The 24767-nt window shown below is 59.3% G+C and carries 21 protein-coding genes; 16 read left to right on the top strand and 5 right to left on the bottom strand.

From position 1 onward, the window contains the following. Nucleotides 1-20: 20 nt before the first annotated feature. Nucleotides 21-1100, bottom strand: a complete 1080-nt coding sequence (locus IFU31_RS00615) for a site-specific integrase (protein WP_192101995.1) — start codon at nt 1098-1100, stop codon at nt 21-23. Nucleotides 1101-1187: 87 nt separating this feature from the next. On the opposite strand from IFU31_RS00615, the gene IFU31_RS00610 reads away from it, so the two are divergent. The 14 genes from IFU31_RS00610 (at nt 1188) to IFU31_RS00545 (ending at nt 16044) form a co-directional block, all read left to right on the top strand. Further along, nucleotides 1188-2168 carry a DNA-binding protein gene (locus tag IFU31_RS00610; protein ID WP_192101994.1) on the top strand — a complete coding sequence of 327 codons (981 nt, stop codon included), beginning with the start codon at nt 1188-1190 and terminating at the stop codon, nt 2166-2168. A gap of 129 nt (nt 2169-2297) precedes the next feature. Further along, a complete protein-coding gene (locus IFU31_RS00605; RefSeq protein WP_192101993.1) occupies nt 2298-3938 on the top strand; it encodes an AMP-binding protein in 1641 nt (546 codons plus the stop codon). A gap of 15 nt (nt 3939-3953) precedes the next feature. Next, a complete protein-coding gene (locus tag IFU31_RS00600) occupies nt 3954-4715 on the top strand; it encodes an SDR family NAD(P)-dependent oxidoreductase (RefSeq protein WP_122478076.1) in 762 nt (253 codons plus the stop codon). A 32-nt stretch (nt 4716-4747) separates the two neighbouring features. Next, a complete protein-coding gene (locus tag IFU31_RS00595) occupies nt 4748-5935 on the top strand; it encodes an acetyl-CoA C-acyltransferase (RefSeq protein WP_192101992.1) in 1188 nt (395 codons plus the stop codon). Nucleotides 5936-6064: 129 nt separating this feature from the next. Next, a complete protein-coding gene (locus IFU31_RS00590) occupies nt 6065-7114 on the top strand; it encodes an AraC family transcriptional regulator (RefSeq protein WP_342345273.1) in 1050 nt (349 codons plus the stop codon). Nucleotides 7115-7297: 183 nt separating this feature from the next. Then, on the top strand, nt 7298-8263 hold the full coding sequence (locus IFU31_RS00585) for an amino acid ABC transporter permease (protein ID WP_122478073.1): 966 nt from the start codon (nt 7298-7300) through the stop codon (nt 8261-8263). Between the two features lie 18 nt (nt 8264-8281). Further along, a complete protein-coding gene (locus IFU31_RS00580; protein WP_192057077.1) occupies nt 8282-9052 on the top strand; it encodes an amino acid ABC transporter ATP-binding protein in 771 nt (256 codons plus the stop codon). Nucleotides 9053-9148: 96 nt separating this feature from the next. Continuing rightward, a complete protein-coding gene (locus tag IFU31_RS00575) occupies nt 9149-9988 on the top strand; it encodes a transporter substrate-binding domain-containing protein (RefSeq protein ID WP_122797613.1) in 840 nt (279 codons plus the stop codon). A gap of 66 nt (nt 9989-10054) precedes the next feature. Beyond that, entirely contained in the window at nt 10055-11353 is a 1299-nt protein-coding gene (locus IFU31_RS00570) for an NAD(P)/FAD-dependent oxidoreductase (protein WP_192101991.1), read from the top strand. Nucleotides 11354-11380: 27 nt separating this feature from the next. Then, complete coding sequence (locus IFU31_RS00565) at nt 11381-11851, top strand: Lrp/AsnC family transcriptional regulator (RefSeq protein WP_192101990.1); 471 nt, start codon at nt 11381-11383, stop codon at nt 11849-11851. Between the two features lie 834 nt (nt 11852-12685). Further along, a complete protein-coding gene (locus IFU31_RS00560) occupies nt 12686-13225 on the top strand; it encodes a hypothetical protein (protein WP_342345272.1) in 540 nt (179 codons plus the stop codon). Nucleotides 13226-13228: 3 nt separating this feature from the next. Next, on the top strand, nt 13229-14908 hold the full coding sequence (locus tag IFU31_RS00555) for an adenylosuccinate synthetase (protein WP_192101989.1): 1680 nt from the start codon (nt 13229-13231) through the stop codon (nt 14906-14908). A gap of 3 nt (nt 14909-14911) precedes the next feature. Beyond that, nucleotides 14912-15562, top strand: a complete 651-nt coding sequence (locus IFU31_RS00550; RefSeq protein WP_192101988.1) for a DUF7002 family protein — start codon at nt 14912-14914, stop codon at nt 15560-15562. A 20-nt stretch (nt 15563-15582) separates the two neighbouring features. Next, complete coding sequence (locus IFU31_RS00545) at nt 15583-16044, top strand: NUDIX hydrolase (RefSeq protein ID WP_192101987.1); 462 nt, start codon at nt 15583-15585, stop codon at nt 16042-16044. Nucleotides 16045-16078: 34 nt separating this feature from the next. Here the strand turns inward: IFU31_RS00545 and IFU31_RS00540 are convergent, their stop codons facing one another. Next, complete coding sequence (locus IFU31_RS00540) at nt 16079-16411, bottom strand: hypothetical protein (protein ID WP_192101986.1); 333 nt, start codon at nt 16409-16411, stop codon at nt 16079-16081. A gap of 199 nt (nt 16412-16610) precedes the next feature. Between IFU31_RS00540 and IFU31_RS00535 the strand changes: the two genes are divergently transcribed. Further along, nucleotides 16611-17414 (top strand): DUF2971 domain-containing protein, encoded by an 804-nt coding sequence (locus IFU31_RS00535; protein ID WP_192101985.1) that lies wholly within the window; start codon nt 16611-16613, stop codon nt 17412-17414. A gap of 483 nt (nt 17415-17897) precedes the next feature. Here the strand turns inward: IFU31_RS00535 and IFU31_RS00530 are convergent, their stop codons facing one another. After that, nucleotides 17898-18089: a hypothetical protein gene (locus IFU31_RS00530; protein WP_192101984.1), complete on the bottom strand. Its 192-nt coding sequence runs from the start codon at nt 18087-18089 to the stop codon at nt 17898-17900. A gap of 2165 nt (nt 18090-20254) precedes the next feature. Continuing rightward, nucleotides 20255-21235, bottom strand: a complete 981-nt coding sequence (locus tag IFU31_RS00525; RefSeq protein ID WP_192057075.1) for an aldo/keto reductase — start codon at nt 21233-21235, stop codon at nt 20255-20257. 133 nt (nt 21236-21368) lie between these two features. On the opposite strand from IFU31_RS00525, the gene IFU31_RS00520 reads away from it, so the two are divergent. Then, entirely contained in the window at nt 21369-22262 is an 894-nt protein-coding gene (locus IFU31_RS00520) for a LysR family transcriptional regulator (RefSeq protein WP_192057074.1), read from the top strand. 73 nt (nt 22263-22335) lie between these two features. Here the strand turns inward: IFU31_RS00520 and IFU31_RS00515 are convergent, their stop codons facing one another. Then, nucleotides 22336-24717: a membrane-bound PQQ-dependent dehydrogenase, glucose/quinate/shikimate family gene (locus IFU31_RS00515; RefSeq protein ID WP_192101983.1), complete on the bottom strand. Its 2382-nt coding sequence runs from the start codon at nt 24715-24717 to the stop codon at nt 22336-22338. Between the last annotated feature and the right edge of the window lie 50 nt (nt 24718-24767).

Genomic DNA, 24767 nt, shown 5'->3' with positions numbered 1-24767 from the left:
ATCCTTGTCTTGGCATGGAGCTAGTCGTCGCCCTTGATCAGGTCCGCCGCCTTGCTCCCCAGCAGCGACCCGGCCTGAAAGTAACCCATCACCGTCGCCACGCTGCGGTGCTCGGTCATCGCCATCACGTCCCCCAACGGCACGCCCTGGCGACCGGCCTCGGTGACGAAGCCCGAGCGCAAGCTGTGTGCCGCCCAATCCCCCTCCAGGCCTGCGAGTTGGGCCCGTCGCTTGACGATGCGGGCCACCTGGTCGCCGCCAAGCCCTTGGCTGGCCACCTTGTCGCCACGGTACAGACGTCGGAACAGCGGACCTGTAGTCGCCGGCGCGGCGGCCAGCCACGCGGCCAGCGCATGGGCGGCAGGGCCGCGCAACGGTTTCTCGCGTCGTGCGCCGGCTGTATCGGTCTTGGTAGCGCCCAGGCTATAGACCCAGGTGTCTACATCCAGCCGACGCACATCGCCCACCTGCAGCGCGACCACTTCGGAGCGGCGTCTGCCGCCGCCACTCCAGGCCAGCAGGAGCAGGGCGCGGTCACGTATGCCGCGCACGCCGTCTGTGCAGGTGGCCAGCATGGCCTGCAGGGGCTCCAGGGCCATGGCGGTTTTCTTGCGCACGGTCATACCCTGACGTACCTGGGCCTTCTGCGCGCTGCGCAGCAGCGTTTTCAGCGCAGGCATATCGGTCGGGCTATCCCAGCCCTTGACCCGGTGCCACTTGCCCAGCACCGCCAGCCGATGCTGAACGGTGCTATAGGCCAGCGGGCCCAGGCGGGACTTGGCGCGGCCATCGACCAGTGCGTGGTCGATGGCAACCGGCAGCAGGTGACTCCAGCTGCCGTCCTCGACGGGTCGCGCCAGATGATCGAGGACGAACTGAATCGCCACGGCCGCAGGCAGCGGCGCATCTCCCAACACCTGTCCATAGCGCAACTTCAACCACGCTGACCAATAACCCAGTGCGCTGCGATAGCTGCGGACCGTGTTGGCAGCGGTTCCTGCTGCGATGAACGCTTGAGCCGCGTGTGCAGTGTTTTCTGCCAGAAAGTGCAGATCCAGCGGCTGGGTTTCGATTAGCGCAACATCAAATATATTTTTCATTACGTTCAACGTATTATATTTTAGGAATTCGTTATTCAGAGTCGGATAATCTTTTATTATCATACCTAATCCAGTGGAGTGTGTGGCATGGCAGTGGGCGTACCGGAAACCGACGTATTTGCCGCAGCGGACGCCGTGCTGGCCCGCGGCGAGCGGCCGACCGTAGAACGCGTGCGCCTCGAGCTGGGCCGGGGTAGCCCGGCGCGAGTAGGCGCGTTGCTCGATCAGTGGTGGGAGCAACTGGCGCAACGGCTGCGGGGCGAGACCCGCCTGCCGGGGCTACCTGCCGAGGTGGCGCAGGCATTCGTGGCCGTCTGGCAACAGGCAAGCGTGCTCGCCCAAGGGGTGGTCGAACACTCGGTCGCGGCCCAGCGCGAAGTATTGGCGGCCGAATACGAGCGGGTTGCAGGGGTGGAAGAACAGGCCCGCCGCGATATCGCACTGGCCCGGCGGCAGGTGAGCGAGGCTGAAACGGCCCGGGAAAACGCCGCAACCCGGCTGGCCGACCTGGACAAGCTATTGGCGCAGCGTCAGGTGCAGATCGAAGACTTGCAGCAGCAGCGTGTCGAACTGCAAGGCGCGCGAAGCGAGCTGCAAGCCGATGTTGCGGCCTTGCAACAGGCCTTGCGCGATCAGCGGCAGCAGGCCGAGCACAATCGCCTGGCCCAGGAGGCCTACGTGCGCGGCGTCGAGGAGCGCTCGCACCGTGAGGTGGACCGCGTCCGTGAAGACCTGAAAGCGCGCCAGCTCGAAGCTCGCGAGCAACAGAAACAGCTCGAAGCCTTGCAAAAGCGTTTGGAGGAAACCCGCAGCGCGCTCGGTGACGCGCAACTTCAGGCAGCCGCCAGGGAAGCACGGTCGGCGCTGGCCGCCGAGCAGGGGCAACACGCGCTGCAGCAGCTCGAAACCCAACTGCGAAGTGCCCGCGAGGCGCAGGAGGCGGCGTTGCAGGCTGCCACCGCGCAGCAAGCGCGCGCCGACACCCTGGAACAACAGCTGATCCAACAGCACGTGCTCAAGTCAAGGCGCAGCAGAACCAAAAAACCTGATCCGGCCCCTGGTGGCTAAACCGCTCAGTCAGCCTGAGCGCTGACAACATTGTCGCGAAGCCTTCCGCGGATCACTATCGAGCGGCGCCCTTGAGGTCGCAACGAGCCCAGATCAACAAGATCCCATAACAACAAGCAGGGACATGTGATGCGCGATTATTCCAGTACCGCCCAGGCTTTCGATTACCTGGACACCGCCGCGCAGGATCTGCACGGCACCCTCGATCAGCTCAACGCTTGCGTGGAATGCTGCGATCGCCACCTCGGCCAGCAGGCGGTTGCGCTGTATTGCGAGTCGCAGCACGGCGTTGCCACGCAGTACACCTTCGAACAACTGCAGGCCCATGCAGCGCAGTTTGGCAACTTTCTGCGCGGCCAGGGCGTCAACCCCGGGGATCGCATTGCCGGACTGATGCCTCGCACCGTCGAATTGCTGATTGCCATACTGGGCACCTGGCGCATCGGCGCCGTCTACCAGCCCTTGTTCACCGCCTTCGGCCCCAAGGCCATCGAACAGCGCCTGCAGTGCTCGCAGGCGCGCTGGGTCGTCACCGACCTGCACAATCGGCCCAAGCTCGATGAGGTCGAATGCCGTCCCAGTGTGTTGACCGTGGGCTGCGCTTCGCCAACTGCGGATGAACAGGATTTCTGGACCGCCCTCAAGCAGCAAAGCGACGAGTGCCCGCCGACGCTGCTCGATGGCAATGCGCCGGTCATGCTGATGTGCACCTCGGGTACCACCGGCCCGGCCAAACCCCTGGAAGTACCGCTGCGGGCGCTGCTGGCCTTCAAGGGTTACCTGCGCGACGCCGTGCAATTGCGCGCCGAAGATCGCTTCTGGAACCTGGCCGATCCGGGCTGGGCCTACGGGCTTTACTATGCGGTCGCCGGTCCGCTGGCTTTGGGGCATGCCACGCTGTTCTACGACGGCGGCTTCACCGTGGACAGCACCTGCCGGGTGATCGACAAGTACGCGATCACCAACCTCGCCGGGTCGCCCACCGCGTACCGCATGCTGATTGCGGCCGGCGAACGTTTCGCGGCCGGTGTGCGCGGCCGTCTGCGTATCGCCAGCAGTGCCGGCGAGCCGCTCAATCCGCAGGTGATCCGCTGGTTCGCCGAGCAGCTGGGTGTGGTGGTCCATGACCACTATGGCCAGACCGAGTTGGGCATGGTTCTGTGCAACCATCACGGTCTCGACCATCCCGTTCGCGAGGGCTCTGCCGGCTTTGCCGTGCCCGGCCATCGCATCGTAGTGCTCGACGCCCGGTTGCAGGAGCTGCAAGCCGGACAACCGGGCGTGCTCGCCGTGGATCGCGAACGCTCGCCGCTGTGCTGGTTCGGCGGCTACCTGGGCATGCCGACCAAGGCGTTCAAAGGCAAGTATTACCTGAGCGGTGACACGGTAGAGCTCAATGCGGACGGCAGCATCAGTTTCGTTGGCCGCAATGACGATGTCATCACCACTTCAGGCTATCGGGTGGGGCCGTTCGACGTGGAAAGCGCGTTGATCGAACACCCTGCCGTGGTCGAGGCCGCCGTCGTCGGCAAACCGGATGCCGAGCGTACCGAAGTGATCAAGGCGTTCGTGGTGTTGCAGGCGGGTTTCGAAGCCGGCCCCGAGTTGGCCGAGACCCTGCGCTTGCACGTTCGTCAACGGCTGGCGGCCCATGCCTATCCGCGCGAAATCGAATTCGTCGAGCAGCTGCCGAAAACGCCGAGTGGCAAATTGCAGCGCTTCATCCTGCGCAACCAGGAAATCGCCAAGCAGCAGGCGCCCAGCGCCTGACAGGGAGACAGCTTCATGCACATTCAAGACAAGGTATTCATGGTCAGCGGCGCCGCCTCCGGCCTGGGCGCCGCTACCGCGCGGATGCTTGCCCGGGCTGGCGCCCGTTTGCTGCTGGTCGACCTCAACGCCGAGGCACTGCAGGCCCAGGCGAGCGAGCTGGAGGCAGCGTTCGCGGTAGCCGACATCACCCAGGCCGACGCCGCCCAGGCGGCCGTGGACATGGCCCTGCACAGCTTTGGCGAACTGCACGGGCTGGTCAATTGCGCCGGCGTGGTCGCCGGCGAGAAGATCCTCGGCAAGCAGGGCGCCCATTCGCTGGAGAGCTTCAGCCGCATCATCAACATCAACCTGATCGGTACCTTCAACCTGCTGCGCCTGGCCGCCGAGGCCATTGCCAAGAGCACTGCAAACGCCGAGGGCGAACGCGGGGTGATCATCAACACCGCCTCGGTGGCTGCCTTCGATGGGCAGGTCGGCCAGGCAGCCTATGCCGCTTCCAAGGGCGCGGTGGCGAGCATGACCTTGCCGGCGGCGCGCGAGCTGGCCCGCTATGGCATTCGCGTGATGACCATCGCGCCAGGCATTTTCGAGACGCCGATGATGGCCGGCATGAGCGACGACGTGCGCGCCGCGCTGAGCGCCGACGTGCCGTTTCCGCCGCGCCTGGGCAAGCCGGACGAATACGCGGCACTGGTGTGCCACATCATTGAAAACAGCATGCTCAATGGCGAGGTGATCCGTCTCGACGGCGCGCTGCGCATGGCGGCCAAGTGAACCGGGGCAGGGCAGATCAAGGGAGAACACCCATGCATGAAGATCCGATCGTTATCGTCAGTGCCGTACGCACGCCCATGGGCGGGTTCCAGGGCGATTTGCGCAGCCTGACCGCACCGCAACTGGGCGCCGCCGCCATCGCCGCCGCCGTCGAGCGTGCCGGTGTCGATGCCAACGCCGTCGACCAGGTGCTGTTCGGCTGCGTGCTGCCGGCCGGGCTCGGCCAGGCACCGGCGCGGCAGGCGGCACTGGGCGCCGGGCTGTCCCACGCTACCACCTGCACCACCTTGAACAAGATGTGCGGGTCGGGCATGCAGGCCATGATCATGGGGCATGACGCATTGTTGGCGGGCAGTGCCCGCGTGGTCGTGGCCGGTGGCATGGAAAGCATGTCCAACGCGCCGTATCTGCTGGACCGCGCGCGCGACGGCTATCGCATGGGGCATGGCCGGGTACTCGACCACATGTTCCTCGATGGCCTGGAAGACGCCTACGAGCCCGGACGACTGATGGGCACCTTCGCCGAAGACTGCGCCCAGGCCCACGGTTTCGGTCGTCAGGTGCAGGATGAATTCGCCCTGGCGTCGTTGACCCGCGCGCGCCAGGCCATCGCCGATGGCAGCTTTGCTTCGCAGATCGTGCCGGTGCAGGTGATGCGCAACAAACAGCCGCTGCTGATCAGCGACGACGAGCAACCGCCCAAGGCCAATCCGGAGAAGATCGCCTCGCTCAGGCCTGCGTTTCGCGAGGGCGGCACGGTAACCGCGGCCAATTCCAGCTCCATTTCCGATGGCGCCGCCGCGCTGGTGCTGATGCGTCGCAGCCAGGCGCAGGCTCGTGGCCTCGAACCGCTGGCGATCATCCACGGGCACGCGGCCTTCGCCGACGCCCCGCACCTGTTTCCGGTCGCGCCCATCGGCGCCATCCGCAAGCTGGTGGACAGCACCGGGTGGGCGTTGCACGAGGTCGACCTGTTCGAGATCAACGAGGCCTTCGCCGTGGTCACCCTGGCCGCCATGCAGGCGCTGGAATTGCCGGCGCACAAAGTCAACGTCAATGGCGGCGCCTGCGCACTCGGTCACCCCATCGGTGCATCGGGTGCCCGTATCGTCGTCACGCTGCTGGCGGCACTGCGCCAGCGCAACCTGCGGCGCGGCATCGCCGCGATCTGTATTGGCGGCGGTGAAGCGACGGCCATTGCCGTCGAATGCGTCTACTAGGCAGGTCTTTGGTCAGGATGCTTGCTCGGCGCCAACGGATGGATTAGAACTGACGGCCGCAAGGGTAGGGCAATGAGTGCCCTACAGGCCGTTCGGTCCGTTTCGCCCAGAAGCGGTTAGCGAGGATGAGTGAACCTGACCCGAAACCCGCTCGACGCTCCATCGCTGCGCGATACGATCTCGATTCACCTGGTGCGTGAAGCCGTGCGTGACTGTCATCTGCCCCTGCAGCCGTTGCTGCAGTCGGCAGGTATCGACCCCACGCTGCTGGGCAATGACCAGGCTCGGATCCCGGTGCACAGCTACGCTCGGCTCTGGCGACAACTGGCCAGGGCGCTCGACGACGAATTCTTCGGCATGGACGCGCGGCCCTTGCGGCGCGGCAGCTTCGCGTTTCTGTGCCGAGCCTGTATGCATCAGCCCACGGTAGGCGCCGCGCTGCAGCGCGCCCTGGAGTTCCTCGCACTGATGCTGGCCGCCTACGACGGGCGTCTGGCGACCCAGCAGTCGCTGGCCGAGATCGTCATCCACGAGCACAGCGCCGAACCCAAACGGGCGTTTTCCTGCTTCACCTATTGGATGATCGTGCATGGCATCGCCTGCTGGCTGGCGGGACGGCGCATTCCGATTCTGGCCATGGAACTGCGCGGGCCGGCGCCTCGCTACGTAGGCGATTATCAGGTGATGTTCTCGCCCAACCTGCGCTTCGAACGACCCCGCACCCGGCTCATCTTCGCCGCCGAGCACCTGGACATTCCCGTACGGCGCAGTGCGACCGAGTTGAGGCGTTTTCTTGCCCGTGCCCCGGCCAACATCCTGGTGCGCTACCGCGATCCGGACAGCCTCGGCTGGCGCATACGCCAGAGGCTGCGCAATCTGCCGGCCGCAGAGTTTCCCGCCATCGAGACCATGGCCAGCCAGTGCGGTGCTTCGGTGGCCACGCTGCGTCGGCGCCTGGCCGAGGAGGGCGCTGGCTACCAGGCGCTCAAGGACAGCGTGCGCCGGGAACGCGCAGTGCTCTGGCTGGCCGAGCCGCAAGCGACCTTCGAAGACATCGCCGAGCGCCTGGGCTTCGCCGACGCCAGTTCCTTCTACAAAGCGTTTCGCAAGTGGACCGGCGCAAGCCCCGGCCACTATCGCAGCCTCATCCTCGATGGGGTTGGCCCAGACCGCGCCTAGCCAGGCCGTACCAGTGACGTGGAAAATGCCACCGGAGCGGCGAATCGTTCGCGCTTTACTGCGTTTGTCAGGGCCTGCCCGCCAAATCTGCCGGATCCACCATCGAATCAATGCAAAGCGCAGGGTGCTCGCCAGCGTTTTGCGCGCCCATAATGAAAACACAACAACAAAGGTGTCCATGCCATGTTCAAGGACCACATCGTCAAGCCCCGCGCCACCGACAACCTGACGTTCATGGGTACCGTGGCTGCCGTCACCTTCGCCGTCACGCTGTTCGCCGGCCTCGGCGAGAGCGGCCTCGGCCGTCTGATGGCGCCGATCCTGCTGGACCTGCACGCACCGCTGGCCCGTGACGTGGCCGTGGCTGTCACCTTCACCCTGACGCTGGTGCTGAACCTGTTCGTGTTGGGGCGGTTCCCCTTGCGGGCGCAGATCATCACGGTGTGGTGCGAACTGTTGCTGATGTTCCTGCTGTTCTTCGACACCTTCGACCTTTCCTACGCGTTCATCGCCACCAAAGTCGGTTTCATGATCACCCAAGGGGTGTTCACGACGGTGTACGTTTCGGCCATCTCCATTGCCATCGCGTTCGTACTCGCCTTGCTGGGCGCCACCGCGCGCCTGTCGTCCAACGGTTTCGCCATCGCGATCGCCAGCTTCTACACCTCGTTCTTCCGTGGCGTGCCGCTGCTGATCCAGATCTACCTTATCTATCTGGGCATCCCGCAACTGGGCTATGTGGTCGGTGCCGTGCCGGCCGGCATCCTGGCGCTGTCGCTGTGCTACGGCGCGTACATGACCGAAATCTTCCGCGCCGGCATCAGCAGCATTCCGCGCGGGCAATGGGAGGCGTCCAGGGCCATTGGCCTGTCGCCACTGCAAACCATGTTGCGGGTGATTCTGCCGCAGTCCATGCGCCTGATCATCCCGCCCACCGGCAACCAGTTCATCTCCATGCTCAAGGACAGCTCGCTGGTGTCGGTGATCGGCGTCTGGGAGTTGATGTTTCTGGCACGCACCCAGGGCCGCGCGGAGTTTCGCCATCTGGAGATGCTGATCACCGCCGCGGTGCTGTACTGGTTGCTGTCGATCGTTCTGGAAACGGTCCAGGCCCGCCTGGAAAAACACTTCAACCGTGCCCACCGCTGAGCCGTCCAGGAGCTTGAGATGAATCGATCGAACGTTGCCCACGATCTTCCCCAGCAGGCCGGTGTTCGCGTGCGCAAGCTGAACAAATGGTATGGCGAGTTCCATGTGCTCAAGGACATCGACCTGCACATTGCCAGCGGCGAGATCGTGGTCATCTGCGGGCCCTCGGGGTCGGGCAAGTCGACGCTGATCCGCTGCCTGAACCTGCTGGAAGACTTTCAGCAGGGCGAGGTGATCATCGGCGACACCCCGCTCACCCGCAGTGCCGCCTGCGTGGCCGGCATACGCCGCCAGGTCGGCATGGTCTTTCAGCAATTCAACCTGTTTCCGCACCTGACCGTGCTCGACAACCTGATGCTGGGGCCGCGGCTGGTCAGCCGGCTGAGCGATGCCGACGCCCGTGCCCTGGCCCATGAATACCTGGAACGGGTGCGCATCGGCAACCAGGCCGACAAATACCCGGGCCAGTTGTCCGGTGGCCAGCAACAGCGCGTGGCCATTGCCCGGGCGCTGTGCATGCGCCCGCGCATCATGCTTTTCGACGAACCCACCTCGGCGCTCGATCCAGAGATGGTCAAGGAGGTGCTCGACGTAATGGGCGAGCTGGCCGAGGACGGCATCACCATGCTCTGCGTGACCCATGAAATGGGCTTTGCCCGCCGCGTGGCCGATCGGATCATCTTCATGGACCAGGGGTGCATCATCGAAGAGGCCAAACCGCAGGATTTCTTCGATAACCCAAGGCATGAACGTGCGCGCGAGTTCCTTTCGCAGATTCTCAGCCACTGAGTGCCTGAGCCTCGGACCGACATCAATCACGAATTCACCATGCTGCACACGCCACAAGAACGATAACCGCGTACCGCTGCTCTCTGGAGGTTCACCATGACGTCGCTGACCCGCTTGTTCACCGCCGCCGCACTGGCCGGCGTCTTCACGGCCGGAGCCGGGGTTGCCTGGGCAGGCACCACCCTGGACCGCATCAACTCGACCAAGGTCATGAAAGTGGCCACGGCGGCCAACTGGCCACCGCAATCGTTCCTGGGGCCGGACAATGCCCTGCAGGGCTTCGACATCGACGTGGCCACCGAGATCGGCAAGCGCCTGGGCAGCAAGGTGGCGTTCGTCACGCCCGAGTACGGCATCATCACCGCCGGACGCTGGTCGAACCGCTGGGACATTTCGGTCGGTTCGATGACGCCGACCCGTGAGCGGGGCAGGGTGCTCGACTTCCCTGCGGTCTACTACTACACGCCGTACGTGTTCGCCGTGCACAAGGCCGCCGCCGGCACCAAGACCGCCGACCTCAACGGCAAGATCATCGGCGTCGAGGCCGGCACCACGTCCGAGGACTACATCAACCGCCGGCTGACCATCGATGCGGCCGACGTGCCGTCCTTCACCTACGACGTCGAGCCTGGCGAGGTAAAAACCTACGGCGACAGCATGGGACCGCTGGACGACCTGCGCATGGGCAACGGGGTGCGCCTCAACGCTACCTTGTCCGCACTGCCGACCATCAGTGCCGCCATCAAGAATGGCTACCCGATCGTCCAGGTCGAGGGCAAGCCGGCCTATTACGAACCCCTGGCCATCGCCGTCGACAAGGGCGACGACGCCTTCAACGGTGCGCTGACCAAGATCGTCGATGAGATGAAAGCCGACGGCACCCTCAAGCGACTTTCCGAAAAATGGTACGGCGCCGACCTCACCAAGGTGCAGTGACCTGCCAGCGTGCCGTGTGCCGGGAGCACACGGCACGCACCCGCCCGATGAAGGATGACGGACCTCATGTTCAGCTATATCGACAACTATTACACCGCGACCATGCGCGAGGCACCCGTGCGGCCGCCGCTCGCCGGCAAGGTCTGCGTCGATGTGTGCATCGTCGGCGGCGGCCTGGCAGGGCTGAGCACCGCCTGGGAGTTGGTGTCGCGCGGCAAGTCCGTGGTGGTGCTGGAGGCGGCGAGGGTGGCCTGGGGCGCTTCCGGGCGCAACGGCGGGTTCGTCTTGCAAGGCTGGTCCGAAGGCCTCTCGGCCATCGAGCAGCGCTGCGGCAAGGACACGGCTGCCGACCTGTTCAAGCTGTCCCTGGAAGGCGTGGACAGCGTGCGCGAGACCATTGAGCGGCATTCACTGCCGGGTTGTGCACCCAGCCGGGGCAAGCTGAGCGTCAGCCGCTTCGACAACGCGGATAGCCTCCAGCGATTCAGCGAGCGCATGGACCGCGATTTCGGCTTCACCCTGGATTACCTCGACCGCGACACCCTGCGCACCCTGCTTGATACCGATCGCTACCACCAGGGGCTGCGCGACACCCATGGTTTCCATTTCCACCCACTGAACTATTGCCTGGGCCTGGCCGATCTGATCGAGCAAAAAGGGGGCGTGATCCATGAGCAGTGCGCCATGCTCCAGGTCGACAGCCGAGCCGGGCGCTCCCAAGTGTCAACGGCCCACGGCAGCGTCGATTGCGTCGATGTGGTGTACTGCTGCGGCGGCTACGGCGGCCCGGAATTCGGCAAGTTGCACCGTGCCTTCCTGCCCATCGCCACCTACGCAGTGCTTACCGAACGGCTGGGCGCACGCCTGCAGCAGGCAGTACGTACCACTGAAGCCGTCGGCGATTCTCGGCGAGCCTCGGATTACTACCGTATCGTGGATGGCGACCGGCTGCTGTGGGGCGGCCACATCACCACCCACAACCTGCAAGACGAGCAGCGTCTGGCGCAACTGCTCAGCGCCGATATCCTCGATGTCTATCCACAGCTGCAAGGCTTGAAAATCGACAAGGCCTGGTCTGGATTGATGGGCTACGCGAGGCACAAAATGCCCCACATCGGCCCTTTGGGCCCCGGACTGTGGTCCTGCGCATCGTTCGGCGGGCACGGCATGAACACCGCGCCGGCCGGGGGAAGGGTGATTGCCGAGGCCATCTGCGGCGAATCGGACCGCTACCGCTTGTTCGACCGCTACGGGCTGCAGTGGAACGGGGGCCCATTCGGCCCCCCGGCGGCGCAATTGGTGTATACCGGGTTGAAGATCATGGACAAGTTCCAGGAACGAAACGCCGGCGCAGGGCCGCGCTAACACTTTTACAGGCAAGGTCGACACGGCATGGACGCACACCCACCCGGCACATTGTTCAACCTCACCGAGAACGACCGGCAACTGCTGGCGTTGCTGCAAGCCAACGCCCGCGAGCCGACCGCTTCACTGGCGCGCAAGCTCGGAGTGTCGCGCTCCTCGGTGCAGGAGCGTATCCAGCGGCTGGAGAAGGCCGGCGTCATCACCGGCTACAGCGTGCGCATCGACCACGACCGGATACAGCCCACCATCAACTGCTTCACCATGACCTCCTGCACCAACAAGAGCTACACCGACGTCATGACCACCTTGCGCAAGATCGAGGCAGTGCAGGCTGTGTACGCGGTGTCTGGGGAGTCGGACTTCATCATTCACCTGGCCACCGGGACACTGGGCGAACTCAACGCCGAGCTGACCCGGATCAACATGATCAAGGGCGTGGCGCACACGGCTTCGCACATCGTGATGGAGACCAAGTTCAGTCGTAAATTGAGCGGGTAGGAGGGTGGATGGGGACACTTCATGAGTAACTTTACTAAATGATCATTTAGTAAAGTTACCTCGATTTTCGGCGACGTTCTAGAGCAGACAGGGCTAATTTAGCCCGTAAATGGCTATTTTTGTAGTCAGGCGCGCCGTCTGCAGTCGTTAATCGGGCAACTCGCAGGCAAGCGCCTGCTGAAGTTTCCCAAGGGTTTCGCACCAGGGTTAATAATGGCAGCTGCAGACCCACGCAATGCCGGCTTGAGCAGCGGGACTGATAGGCGACGGGCACTTTGAGTGCACCGCGTATGCGCCGGGCAATGCTGATCTAGAACTTGGCGACGCTGATCATACCGGCTGGACGTGGTTGAACGACGAAAGTCCTCGATGAAATGCTCCTCTGGCGGTCGATCCACTACCTCCTGCGAAAAAAGATGCCGTTGCAACTCGGCGTCAGTCAGCTCAGACAGCTAGGTGAGGCCGCTGGCAGCAAAACGATTGAGGTGCTCATCGACGCTGGCTCGGCCTACTTGCAAGCCGGTAGAGACCTGGCGAGCAGATAAGCCTAACTCGAATTTGAGACGTAGCACTTCTCTAATTTTACGCATGGATAACCGCTCTACGGCGACCTCTATGCTTCGATAAAAGAGGTCGATGGTAGTGAATTAATCCTGCGTTGCTGCCTGCCTTACGGGTTGCCGGATGGCCGTGGAATAGGTGGTCGGATGATCGTGGAATCCGCACGCTAGGCTAAGAGGTGCCGAAAACAATGAGAAAAAAATGTAATAAATCCAACCGGACAAGCTACGCTTTGTCAGTATATTAATTTCGTAAGACAGGGATTGTCATCACGTGAAGCGACTACTTCTTTTGAGCGGTCCGATTGCAAGTGGCAAAACGTCAGCTTCTGCCGCGCTGCAAGAACTCCATGGATTCGTTCCGATAAGCAGTGGTTCTTTTCTGCGGACGCAGTTGGCCGCACTGCATGAGCCACTTGATCGTCATAACCTCCAGTCACTCGGTGATTCTCTCGACCAAGCAACTGATTTCTCCTGGCTAATAGAGTCCGTCGCAATCCCGGCCATCGAAGCTGGGCAGGGCGTCGACTATTGGGTGCTGGACGCAGTCCGCAAGCCTAGGCAGGTCGAGCTTTTCAGGCTTCGTTTCGGCAATGCGGTGAGGCACCTACATATCGTTGCGTCGGAGTCTGTTCTGGAGCAGCGGTACGCAGCGCGTGGCCTTGGTTTTCTCGAAGAGTATCAGGCAAGCGTACTGCACCCCAACGAGCAAAGTGCCCGTTGGCTTGCAGGTTTTGCGGACAAAGTTCTGGACACCGACGAGTACAGCCCGGTGGAAGTTGCAGATCAGATCATGGACATCTGGGAGAAGTAGCGCATGGAAACTCGGCAAATCGTGGTGATCAGTGGCAAGACCTGCAGTGGTAAAAGTGGGTTGGCTGGTCTGCTTGAAAAGGAATTTGGCTTCGCCGTGGTCAGCAATCGCCGGTTAATTGATGATCCTCAGTGGCGTCTGCGGATGGAACAACCACAGATGATTGATCGACGGCGCGAACTTGGCGATGTCGATGTAGATCAGTGGATGCTTCTGGAAACCCAGGCCATGTGCGAGAGAGAGGAGGCTGGCCGACCATTAGTTGTTGACCACCTGAATACGCTCGCGCAAGTGCTGCAGTTTCGACAGGCCTTCGGGGCAGACCTCGTGCATGTCCACCTATATGCCAGTGACCCGACGCTTCAAAAGCGCTACAAACAACGAGTTGAGGCCCAAGCCAATCCTTCGCCTTATGACGACGTAAACCAGCTTAGGGATCAGGCAGAAATCCAGGCGCTCAAGGATGACGCCGACGTGCGTATCTACACCGAACGCTCGGATTCCAATGACACCCTTGTGCGAGTCGCCGCTCGTTTGCATCTGTACACACCTCCCGAGATCAGGTGTGTAGATGTGCTGATTGGTGGGCAGTACGGAAGCGAGGGGAAAGGCAACATCGTTGCGTATCTCGCCCGAGAGTATGATGTGATGGTTCGCGTCGGTGGGCCCAACGCCGGACATACGGTGGCCAGTACTGCTGGCCCTTACACTTACCACCATCTGCCCTCTGGATCACGTGACGTAACTGCGCGACTTCTTCTCGGGCCCGGTATGACGATTCATTTGCCTGGGCTTCTAAAGGAGATCGCAGAGTGCGGTATCGGCGAGGATCGGCTTTTCATTGACCCACAGGCCACCATCATCGAGGACGCAGATATCGGAACGGAGAGGGAGGGGCATCTGGTCTCAACCATCGCATCAACAGGGAGTGGAAGTGGAGCTGCGGCCGCACGTCGTATTCTGAGCAGAGGTAAAGAGATCAGACTTGCGCGTGATGTTGAGGTGCTTCGGCGCTATGTTGGTACTCCTGGCAATTATCGGGGCTGCACGTCAGACCGTCTGGAGGAGGCCTACCGTAGCGGTCACTCTATTCTTTTGGAAGGTACCCAAGGCAGCGGATTGAGTATCTTTCACGGGGATTATCCGCATGTGACGTCCAGGGATACCAACGTCGCCGGGTGCATTGCCGAGGCTGGGATATCACCCAGCAGGATCCGCAAAATCCTAATGGTCATTCGACCGATGCCAATCCGTGTTGGCGACCCCGATGGCAATAATGGCCACACTTCTGGGACTCTCAAGCATGCGACGACGTTTACTGACATCGCCGACCAGGCAGGGCTTGATGCAGAGGTACTGAACGCTGCAGAAAAGACCTCAACAACTCGCCGTAACCGGCGGGTAGGGTGGTTTGAGTGGGATCAATTTCGCAAAGCTTGCGCTCTCAACGCGCCTACTGACATCGTCCTAACTTTCGCGGATTATCTGGATTCAACTAACAGCAAGGCACGCAGGTTTGAGCAACTCCATGCGGACACCATCAAGTTCGTGGAAGAGTTGGAGCGCGTCTCGCAAGCCCCAGTCTCGCTTATCAACACGAGATTCCCCAAAGACCCCCATACCAGCGACCTACGATCGCTCATCGATAGGCGCAACTGGACTGCCCGGTCTGACAGGAGATAACAGATGGACTTGAACAAGCTGATCGAGCTCTATCCTCGGGTGTACCACATGGCTGAGCGCGGAGCGTGGGACAGCATTCGTGCCCACGGACTGATGAGCGCAACGGCAGTCCTTGATTATCTCGCCATCGAAGGAAATGCTCGCTCCCGGTTCGAAAGCGAGAACCGACATATGAAAATGGATGTGAAGGTAGGCCACCCTTCCAATATTGTGCTTCGTGATCAGAAGCCCATGCCTGAAGGGAGGTTGATTCAGGCTCTCACGGATGGAACAACACCACGACAGTGGTATGAACTCATCAATCACAAAGTTTTCTTCTGGGCTGAAGAAGCAAGGCTCCATCGTCTGCTGGGCGCTCGCGATTACCGCAGACTGGAACACGATGTCCTGACTCTCGACTCGTCAACTTTCATTCCGGCTTATGCCGACGCTATCTGGCTGTGCCACATGAACTCGGGCAACACCTGGCCCATGCCACATCGTCGGGGCACCGAGATATTCCGCAGAATTCCAGATTATCCAGTTAAGCATTCAGGCAAACCCGACAAAACCGTGGTCGAGTTAGTTGTCGATTACGCTGTACCCGACATCGCGAGCTTTGTCTTGGAGGTTCGACGGATGCGGGGCAGTGAGGTCTTGGGCGTTATAGCTTAACGTCCATCTGGGGAGAAATGATGCCGCGACGCCGCTTAGCCTCACGCATCCTGTTGATCAGCCTGATTGACCGTTTGCTACTTTTCAAGATCGAGTACAAGACCGGCGTCTTGGCAGGGATGAGCTATTGGGCTACACCCGGCGGGCAACTCAGGATGGACGAATCGTTCGAAGCGGCTGCGATGCGGGAGCTCAAGGAAGAGACCGGGGTCGAGCTTCAGTCCGTTAAACTATGCATCGCGCGAAGGGAATTCCCATGGCAAATGCCGGACGGGGAGTATGTACTCGCGATCGAAAACTACTACCTTGTGCGGGTAAATACCGAGCAGTGCTCCTCTGCCTCATGGAGTGGGCGGGAGCGCGGCGCTATCAGCGAAGTCAGGTGGTGGTCGCAGGCTGAACTGGCCGGATGTGACGAGGATGTATACCCGCCGGATCTGATTAGCCTGTTTGTCGAGGCCCTGGGCGTGGGCGCTGAGTGAGCTCAGCAGACAGGCGTTTGCACTGACCGTAGGACTATTCAGTGGCTTTGGCGAAACCAAAAGCCTTGTCCTTCTGGTTCACAAAGTAATCATGGGTGAACGAAATGATATCCAGTGCATCTTCATAAACGATATGCAACTGGTTGCTGTAGTGTTCAGAACGAGGAAACACTCGCCAGTGAGTTGGTGTCCCTGGGAAAACGTCGAGGCGACCATCGCTACGCAACACCATTATCTGATTTTCTATTTCCAAGACGGTACCGAACGCCGTAGTGCCTGTCGCAATAATCTCGGATACTGGGCTGAAGGTGAATTTTTCAATCCGCAGCGCAGCATACTTACCCGGTCGCTCCTGGAGGGTACACAAACAGGTAGATTGCCGGTCGGCGTCGCTAATGAGGTGTTACAGCCGCTTTGTTATGATGGCCCACGATCGCCCTCCTGGAATGTCAAACGCTTGATCCAGAAGGCGCGCCTAGGTCTGTTTGACGGCATGAGCCGAAAAAGCTAGGGCCGATATCGCTGTCAAGCCAGAGCAAGGGATCTGCGTCCCTCCAGGATTTTGAATGCGAAAGTTCATCTACCGGTACAAGTACCTGCCTGACATGATCGGCATCGAGGGCGTCATTGCCAAAGGCACGATCAAATTTACCCATCCCGCCAATTTCAACGATCCATTCGATTGCATGCCGCGCTCGAAATTTGGCGATTACTCCGGGCTTAAAGCCAAAAACCCGAGGATGTATAGCGTCATAGGTGGTGAAATCCAGCACCCCGTGGACCGACTGAAGGCGACAAGCAGGACGTTAAGGATGTTGGAGCAGAAAGTAGTCAAAGGAGAGATGGTCACTGATTTGCTGAGCGATGCATCCGTGCTGTCCCTTTCAAGAATTCCCGACAGCATCCTAATGTGGTCGCACTACGCGAAGTACCACACAGGGGCGGTTGTTGAATTCAAGATTCCTATCGATACTGGTTACGAACGCCACTGCGAAACGTATTACAACCTCCTTTCGTTCGACGTGAAGTACTCAAAGGCCCGTCCAACCATGGAGTACAGTGCAAATCCTACTGATTCCGAGACGATCGTCGACACTTTGTTCATGACCAAATCAGATGTCTGGGCGTATGAACAGGAAAGTCGAGTGATCAAAAACTACGGCGGTGAAGGGGTCTTTGAGTACAACCGCAAGCACTTGAGTGCCGTGATCATCGGGGCCAAAAGTAACGAACTAAAGCAAATCCATGCCATGGTGAAGAAAGCTTCCGCAGAGATTGGTCAAGAGGTGGGCTTTTTCAGGGCCGTGTTCTGCGACAAAACGTATTCGATCAAAATCCCTAAATTCCGGAAGAAAAAAGATCCTGAGTGATGGTGTTCAATCACCGTTGATTTTGAGCGCCGCCCTTGGTAGCAGTCGCTGATAAAGGACAGAGGTACCCTCGATCGTATCCAGTCGTGTGTACCTGCTGCGTTGAACATTCGAGCCTTTAACGCCACAAAGATCTTTGAAGGAGTCCAAGATAATCGCCTGCAGCTAATGTGGCGCTATGGCGCGTTCCAAAACCTTGGGATAGGTGCGACGTGAGGAGCGCCGTAAGAGAGGAGTGCTCGGATGCCAGTCAGCCCGTGGGAAGAGGGTAAAGCCGGTCTCATCGCGAGGCCATCTATCCGATCAAAAAATGGCTAAATTGCCTGAAGACTATCTTTGTCAGTATCCCTGCATGAGTAGGGAGAGGGTAGTCAGGTCGCACGAACATTCGTCCCTCAAGGCCACCCACCTTATCAACTCGGGAGTCACTAATACCGCTCCCGAAGGAACAGGTGTGCCATGAGCGAAGTCAATACCGTCCATTCACAGCCGGCCAGCCCCGATTTTTCTCCCATGCGAGCTGTTTGCCAGTTCGTGTGTTTCAGTAGGCTGAAGGACGGCTTCTAATTTATTTGAAAAGTATAGGGCTGAAGCGTTAACTGGTGAGTAACCTGAGAATTCACAGTCGTCGAAAATACGGGCGGAGGCGAACAGCGGATGAGGTAAAGGCTTCATTGGGCTTTCCAGAACCTGATGGGCTTACGCCCATCATAGGGCGTAGGTGAATCGCAGAGAGCGCAAAATCAAGTAGATAAAAGGTTAACGGGAAGGGTTCCTACCGCACTGAGCCTGCAGGAGGCCGCCTCGCTTGAACGCTGGGCCACGGATAATTGGTACAGGAGAGCGTGCTTGAGACTTGAATAACGATCTAACTCTACTAAATAGTCATTTAGTGGAGTTAGCGTGTTTTAGCCGATTTTAGCATCACAATAGGGGCGATTTCTGCGCGTTTACACTCGGGTCTATTCATATCGCTAACGCCGACTGGCTGATCCACACCAAGCTGGTAGCATTCAGGCGGGTAGCCATACAAGCGGCTGAATCAGAAAACCGCCCAGTCTCTCGGCGTAAAATTTCAGCTGGCCTGACCAGCACTGTTGGTCAAGGGTTGTTAGTGTTGTATGGAACGAACAGTCCTCAACGTTCGTCAGCTGGCTGATCAACGCATTGGGCTCGTGTTGTGAGCGATTGCGCATGGCTTAGGCTCATCCGGTTCAGGTGTCTGATAACGCATCCTGTAGCCTGGCGGGCATCGTTGGACGAAGCTGAACAGACGGTGTGTAGTATGGAAACCTGCATGTCCTGGCGGACAGGCGATACTCTCAGATCGCGCATTACTAGCTGGTTGATTAACACGCGAGGCGTGGATTGATTTGCAGATACGTATTGTGAATGTGGGCATAGAACGCTTGCACAGGTGAAAAGCCTTCAGGCAACCAGGAGGGTTCAGCCCAACAGCGTCTAGTGAGCGTAGTTTCCGCAAGCCAAGGGATGGACGTAGCTGGACCGCACGAATGGCAGGTTCATGGCAAAAGCCGATCCCTGGCTTGCAGAGCCAACCCTGCTGTCGAGATTGCAGGATGCTGTATTACGCATAATGTATATTATGTTAAATCGCATAAGTGTAGGCTTTCTATGAGGAACTGGCTTACCGTTCAGCGCCCACTCGTCATGAGTCTCCACGATGAATCCCCCATGACGTTTTTAGGCCCTCTGCACTGCTCCGGCTGACCTGGCAGCCATGACTTGGTTACTTGGCTAACCCAGCAGACTGGATTCCAAGATCGTCACCACAAGATGCTTTGCCCGATCATAGAGTCGATGATGCACTGGAGTTGGTTAATCCGAAGGATAGCCTTGGCTGATTGGGGCAGCGCCGACGCATGAGCTTTTATAGAGTTCATCATGAGACCGCCCATTGCCTGGGTCACGACACCGGGCTGTAGTCGGTATTCCAAAAAGACTCGGGGGAATTTTGCAGCCAAGCCTCTTGATCCGCTATGGCGTCCGATCATCCGACAGACTCTCTCTGGCGATGATCCAGGTCTGAGCTCTAAACACCATCGGATTTGATGCGCGGCGTCGATGCTTATGGTTACGGCAGCCTCATCGAAAAGAATCGGCAAAGCGCGCAGGTCTTATTCCCAACAGCTTCGTCTCGCAGGATGTCGGGTCTAACGACAGTGTTTGGCCAGATATCGGTATTTGCCAAGACATATCCAAATTCCACTGGTTTCAGACTTACTGAGGTGTACAGAGTAGATTGTCAAAGCATGGGAACCGAAGCGACTGGTTCGCCTCCTACCGTGCTATCTGAGCCTATGGCCTGGCACCCTCCTCTACGTCGGCCGCAGTGATGGATCAATGAGGCGCCCCCCCAAGGGTCGCTAGCGTGCACCTAGCTTTTGAATAGTCGATCTGAAATCCATTGGACGTTCCGGGCCGCCAGCGTCATTACTAGGAAGTTTGACGACAGAAAGGCCCCCTGCCCGTTTACCGCTTGAGCTTCAACGCTAAATCCTGCGCGCAATGGGTGATTTCGCCAGCCCTTGGGGTGTTTTCTACCGCCAGCATCAGCTTGCCTTTGAAAATGGTAGACAAATCCTCCACGCGAGAGAAATCCTGAACGGTTTCCGCCCACTCGTAGTTCGTTTCAGTCGGGTATTAGTTCTCGCCATGAATAAACACGCAGTCCTGGGCGTGGTAACCGGCACCGAGATCTAGCGAGCATCGCGCAAGCCAAGGGCGATGAGGGGCCTTTCTTTTGGCACCGTCCAGATAACTGGGAAACGAGGGTGTGACGGTGCCCCGAAGAAACACCGTCAGGCGCTGAAGAACGATTAACGGTTGATGGTTTTCATCATTTGCGCGGTATAACGCTCACCTTGTACAGGCACCTCGGCCAGAACCTCACCAAGTTCGCGAAGGTCTTCTACGGTCAACTCCACGGTTGCTCCGCCTACGTTCTCTTCAAGGCGATGCAGCTTGGTAGTACCTGGTATAGGCGCAATCCACGGCTTTTGTGCCAGCAGCCAAGCCAGCGCAATCTGGGCGGGGGTGGCTTGCTTGCGGTGGGCGATTTCACCGATCAGAGTGACGAGATGGTGGTTGGCCTCGCGGGCACCGTCAGCAAAACGAGGCAGATTGTTCCGGACATCGCCGTTGGAGAAGGTCGTGCCGGCATTAATTTTCCCGGTCAAAAAACCTTTGCCCAATGGACTGAAGGGAATGAAGCCAATCCCGAGCGCTTCGAGGGTTGGCATAATTACCTGTTCAGGCTCACGGGTGAACATTGAATACTCACTTTGAAGTGCCGACAGCGGCTGCACCGCATGGGCGCGACGGATAGCATCTACGCCGGCTTCACACATGCCAAAGTACTTGACCTTGCCTTCGGTGATGAGGTCGCGCACGGCCCCGGCAACATCTTCCATAGGCACGTTTGGATCGACGCGATGTTGGTAAAACAGGTCAATGCAGTCGGTCTTCAAGCGCTTGAGTGATTCTTCCGCCACTTGGCGGATGCGCTCAGGTCGACTGTCCAGCCCTGCGGCGGGAGTGCCGCCCTTAAAACCGAATTTTGTCGCAATGACGATCTGCTCGCGAAATGGTTGAACGGCTTCGCCAACCATTTCTTCGTTGACTTGCCCATAAGCTTCTGCCGAATCGAAGTGGGTGACGCCACGCTCAAAGGCCGCCCGGATGAGTTTGATTGCGTCCGCTTTGTCAGTGGCGGTGCCATAGCCGAATGTCAGGCCCATGCAGCCCAGGCCAATGGCTGACACTTCGAGGCCGTTGCTGCCGATTTTGCGCTTATGCATCATCCATCTCCTTTTGTGGGTGTTGGAAATCAACCCACAAATTGTTTGGTTATTGGGGATGCAGCGACTTTATAAACATCTCCCCCATTAAAGAAGTGGCATACTGCGATAACCGGTATGAGATTAATTCATAATGCCACAGAACGATTTCAACAGCCTTGCGGTGTTCATCACCGTTGCGCGCGAGCGCAGTTTCACCAAGGCTGCGGCCCATTTGGGCGTGTCCCAATCTGCTATTAGCCATAGCATTCGCAGTCTTGAGGAACGTCTTGGTATTCGCTTGCTGGCTCGAACCACACGCGGCGCGTCGCCGACCGAAGCCGGCGAGCGATTGCTTGTGAGCCTTGTGCCCTACTACGAGGGGATAGAAGCCGAAATTGCCGCGTTAGGAGAGCTGCGTGACAAACCGGCCGGAACTATCCGGATCACCTCGCCCGATCATGCGGCATCTACCATTCTCTGGCCGAAACTCTCTAGGTTGCTGCCGGAATATCCCGATCTGACTCTAGAGATCAACATCGGCTACCGGTTAATCGATATCGTCGCTGAACGCTTCGACGCCGGAGTGCGTATAGGCGATCAAGTGGCAAAGGACATGATCGCAGTCAGGATTTCCCCTGACTTTCGAATGGCTGTGGTGGGGGCGCCGAGTTACTTTGCTCATCGTGCGAAACCACAGATTCCCCAAGACCTGACAACTCATAACTGCGCGAACCTGCGTTTGCCCACTCATGGTGGTTTGTATGCCTGGGAGTTTTCCAAGGCCGGCAAGGCGCTACAGGTTCAGGTGTCTGGCCAGATGATCTTTAGCAATTCACCCCAAATAATGGCCGCCGCTCTGCAAGGATACGGGTTGGCATATGCACCGGAGGATCTTGTCCAGGCATATGTCGAGGATGGTCGGTTGATCCGTGTTCTTGAAGACTGGTCGCCAACTTTTCCTGGATATCACCTATATTATCCGAGCCGCAGGCAGTCATTGCCAGCCTTTGCACTGATAGTCAATGCGCTCCGCTACAAGAGTTAAACGACTAAGTATTTGCCTGCGCCGCCAATTGAGCGTGTGGCTCACTCAGTTCATGTAGCGCAGGGTTCGCGCATCATCGAGGCAGTGCGTAGGCCACCACGTAATCCCCCTTTGAAGTCGTGGCGGAGTTTCCGCCCGCGCTGATAACCACAAATTGCCTGCCGCTTTTCGGAGAGATGTAAGTCATCGGCGTTGCTTCCGCGCCAACAGGCAGGCGCCCTTTCCACAACTCCTTGCCGGTGCGCACGTCAAACGCGCGGATATAAAAGTCTTGCGACGCTGCAATGAACACCAGACCTGTAGAGGTTGTTATCGGCCCTCCACGTGTGGGCATGCCGATAGGCATGGGCAAGTGTGTGGCGATCCCCAGAGGACCGGTGTCTTCAGTCGTTCCTAGCGGCGTTGACCAAGCGACTTTGCGCGTTGCCAAATCGATAGCGCTGATTGTCCCATAGGGTGGCTCCTGGCAAGGAATGCCCAAGGGCGACAGGAAACGCCCCATCTCGATACCCCAGGGCGTGCCTGCCTGCGGAGCGTTACCCTCGTGGCCGCCATTTTTTACGCTTGCTTCGTCGTAGGCTTTGCGGGGGATCATGCGATTCCAGATGGCAACCCGAGTGTCATTCACAATCAGATAGCCGAGGTTCTCAGCGATTGAAACCGAACCCCAATTCATACCACCCAGCCAGCTCGGGTATTGAATCGTCAGGCGCTCACTGGGCGGCGTGAACTCGCCCTCATAGCGTGCTTTACGAAACTCGATTCGGCAGATGAGTTGATCTACCGGTGTGAGGCCCCACATGCGCTTTTCACTAAGCGGCTCAGTGCCGATTGCGGGCATGCCTACTGAATAGGGTTGGGTCGGTGAACTGCGATCATCCGGTACACCCCCCTGAGGAACAGGGCGCTCCTCAACGCTGGCTATCGGAGTACCGGTGCGCCGGTCAAGCATGAAGATCTGCCCGCGCTTGGTCGTCTGGATCAACGCCGGCACCATAGCTCCATGGCCGTCCGGAACATCATAAAGGGCTGGCTGGGAGGGCACGTCATAGTCCCATAGATCGTGATGCACGGTCTGAAAGTGCCAGCGCTCACGGCCTGTAGCGATGTCAAGTGCGACGATGGACGACGAATACTGGTCATCAGCGGGAGATCTATGACCGCCCCAGAAATCAGGCGTCGCGTTCCCCGTTGGCAGATAGATCAACCCCAACTCATCGTCAAACGCTGGTATCGACCACACGTTCGGAGTACCTGAGGTATAGCTTTGTCCTTCTGGAGGCTCGCGTGTAATCGTGGGGTTACCCAAGTCCCATGCCCAGACCAACGCGCCTGAGCGAACATCGAAGGCACGCACAACACCGGACGGTTCCCCCGTTTTCTGGTTGTCCCACACAAGCCCACCGACCACGACCAGGTCTCGGACAACGGTGGGTGCTGCGGTCGGAAAATAGAGTTCCTTGTCCGGGCTCCCCATGCCAATCCGCAAGCTGACGCTGCCATTGTCACCAAAATCTTTACAGGTCTCACCCGTCTGAGCGTCCACCGCGATCAAGCGGGCATCCACCGTTGTCGCTATGATCCGACGCGCGCAAGCCGCCACAGGTACTTGGGTGTCCGTCGTTGCTACATCAGCGGTGTCCTCGTAATAACCCACACCACGACAGCGTGGGTACACGTTATTGGCCTCAACCCTGGGGTCATGGCGCCAGATCTCCTTCCCCGTCTCATCGTCTAGGGCGAATAACTGGCTGGACTGAGTGCAGCCGTAAAGCATGCCGTTGACGTGCAGTGGCGTCACGACATGGGCCTCTTTAGCCTCCTTAGGAATCTCGCCCGTTCGGTATGTCCAGGCAACCTTGAGCTCAGCTACGTTCAGCGGGTTGAGCGTATCCAAAACAGCGTGCCGGGTGCCGGAAGGTGTACGCCCAAAGTGCCGCCAGTCGGCGGCAGGTTCGACTATGCCAACCGCTTTACCGGGGACTGGACTCGGTGCAGCGTCAGCAGTCTGAATAGGCTGCGGCTGCAGTGCTGCATAGAATGTTCCCGCGAGCGCGACAGCAACAACAAACGCGCCAGCGTATGAAAGCCTGGCCACCAAAGGCGTGCCACCAGAAAGTAGCTTTGGGGTGCCTAGCAGTATCAGGAAAGCCAAGGCAGCCAGCGCCATCAACCTTGAAAACAGAGGCCAAAATGCGAAACCCACGTCCCATACCGACCACGCTATAGACGCAATGAACAGGGCAAGATAAAGCAACGATCCTGACAGACGCCCACGTAAAAGAAGTCCCCCGGATGCGGTCATGCCCAAGCCTGCCACGGCAAAGTACCGGGAGCCTCCCAAGTTAATCAGATAGATTCCAGCGATGAGCATGAACAACCCTGGTAGCAAGGTAATTACGCCCAGTGCGATAAGCAGCGCACGGGGTGTCCTGGACAGCTTCATTTCTGGCATAGATCATTTCCTTGATACTGGGGAGAGCGTTGGCACTCGTGGCATTGAAT

This window comes from Pseudomonas sp. CFBP 13602 (genome assembly GCF_014842725.1).
Lineage (GTDB): Bacteria > Pseudomonadota > Gammaproteobacteria > Pseudomonadales > Pseudomonadaceae > Aquipseudomonas > Aquipseudomonas baltica.
This window is presented reverse-complemented; position numbering and strand designations above follow the sequence as displayed.

Bases quoted from the DNA above. Each gene is read 5' to 3' on its own strand.
- IFU31_RS00565 (WP_192101990.1), top strand. From the start codon at position 11,381: ATGGACGCACACCCACCCGGCACATTGTTCAACCTCACCGAGAACGAC.
- IFU31_RS00605 (WP_192101993.1), top strand. From the start codon at position 2,298: ATGCGCGATTATTCCAGTACCGCCCAGGCTTTCGATTACCTGGACACC.
- IFU31_RS00570 (WP_192101991.1), top strand. From the start codon at position 10,055: ATGTTCAGCTATATCGACAACTATTACACCGCGACCATGCGCGAGGCA.
- IFU31_RS00580 (WP_192057077.1), top strand. From the start codon at position 8,282: ATGAATCGATCGAACGTTGCCCACGATCTTCCCCAGCAGGCCGGTGTT.
- IFU31_RS00530 (WP_192101984.1), bottom strand. From the start codon at position 18,089: ATGAAGCCTTTACCTCATCCGCTGTTCGCCTCCGCCCGTATTTTCGAC.
- IFU31_RS00615 (WP_192101995.1), bottom strand. From the start codon at position 1,100: ATGAAAAATATATTTGATGTTGCGCTAATCGAAACCCAGCCGCTGGAT.
- IFU31_RS00545 (WP_192101987.1), top strand. From the start codon at position 15,583: ATGCCGCGACGCCGCTTAGCCTCACGCATCCTGTTGATCAGCCTGATT.
- IFU31_RS00585 (WP_122478073.1), top strand. From the start codon at position 7,298: ATGTTCAAGGACCACATCGTCAAGCCCCGCGCCACCGACAACCTGACG.
- IFU31_RS00535 (WP_192101985.1), top strand. From the start codon at position 16,611: ATGCGAAAGTTCATCTACCGGTACAAGTACCTGCCTGACATGATCGGC.
- IFU31_RS00610 (WP_192101994.1), top strand. From the start codon at position 1,188: ATGGCAGTGGGCGTACCGGAAACCGACGTATTTGCCGCAGCGGACGCC.
- IFU31_RS00555 (WP_192101989.1), top strand. From the start codon at position 13,229: ATGGAAACTCGGCAAATCGTGGTGATCAGTGGCAAGACCTGCAGTGGT.
- IFU31_RS00525 (WP_192057075.1), bottom strand. From the start codon at position 21,235: ATGCATAAGCGCAAAATCGGCAGCAACGGCCTCGAAGTGTCAGCCATT.
- IFU31_RS00550 (WP_192101988.1), top strand. From the start codon at position 14,912: ATGGACTTGAACAAGCTGATCGAGCTCTATCCTCGGGTGTACCACATG.
- IFU31_RS00595 (WP_192101992.1), top strand. From the start codon at position 4,748: ATGCATGAAGATCCGATCGTTATCGTCAGTGCCGTACGCACGCCCATG.
- IFU31_RS00520 (WP_192057074.1), top strand. From the start codon at position 21,369: ATGCCACAGAACGATTTCAACAGCCTTGCGGTGTTCATCACCGTTGCG.
- IFU31_RS00600 (WP_122478076.1), top strand. From the start codon at position 3,954: ATGCACATTCAAGACAAGGTATTCATGGTCAGCGGCGCCGCCTCCGGC.
- IFU31_RS00575 (WP_122797613.1), top strand. From the start codon at position 9,149: ATGACGTCGCTGACCCGCTTGTTCACCGCCGCCGCACTGGCCGGCGTC.
- IFU31_RS00515 (WP_192101983.1), bottom strand. From the start codon at position 24,717: ATGCCAGAAATGAAGCTGTCCAGGACACCCCGTGCGCTGCTTATCGCA.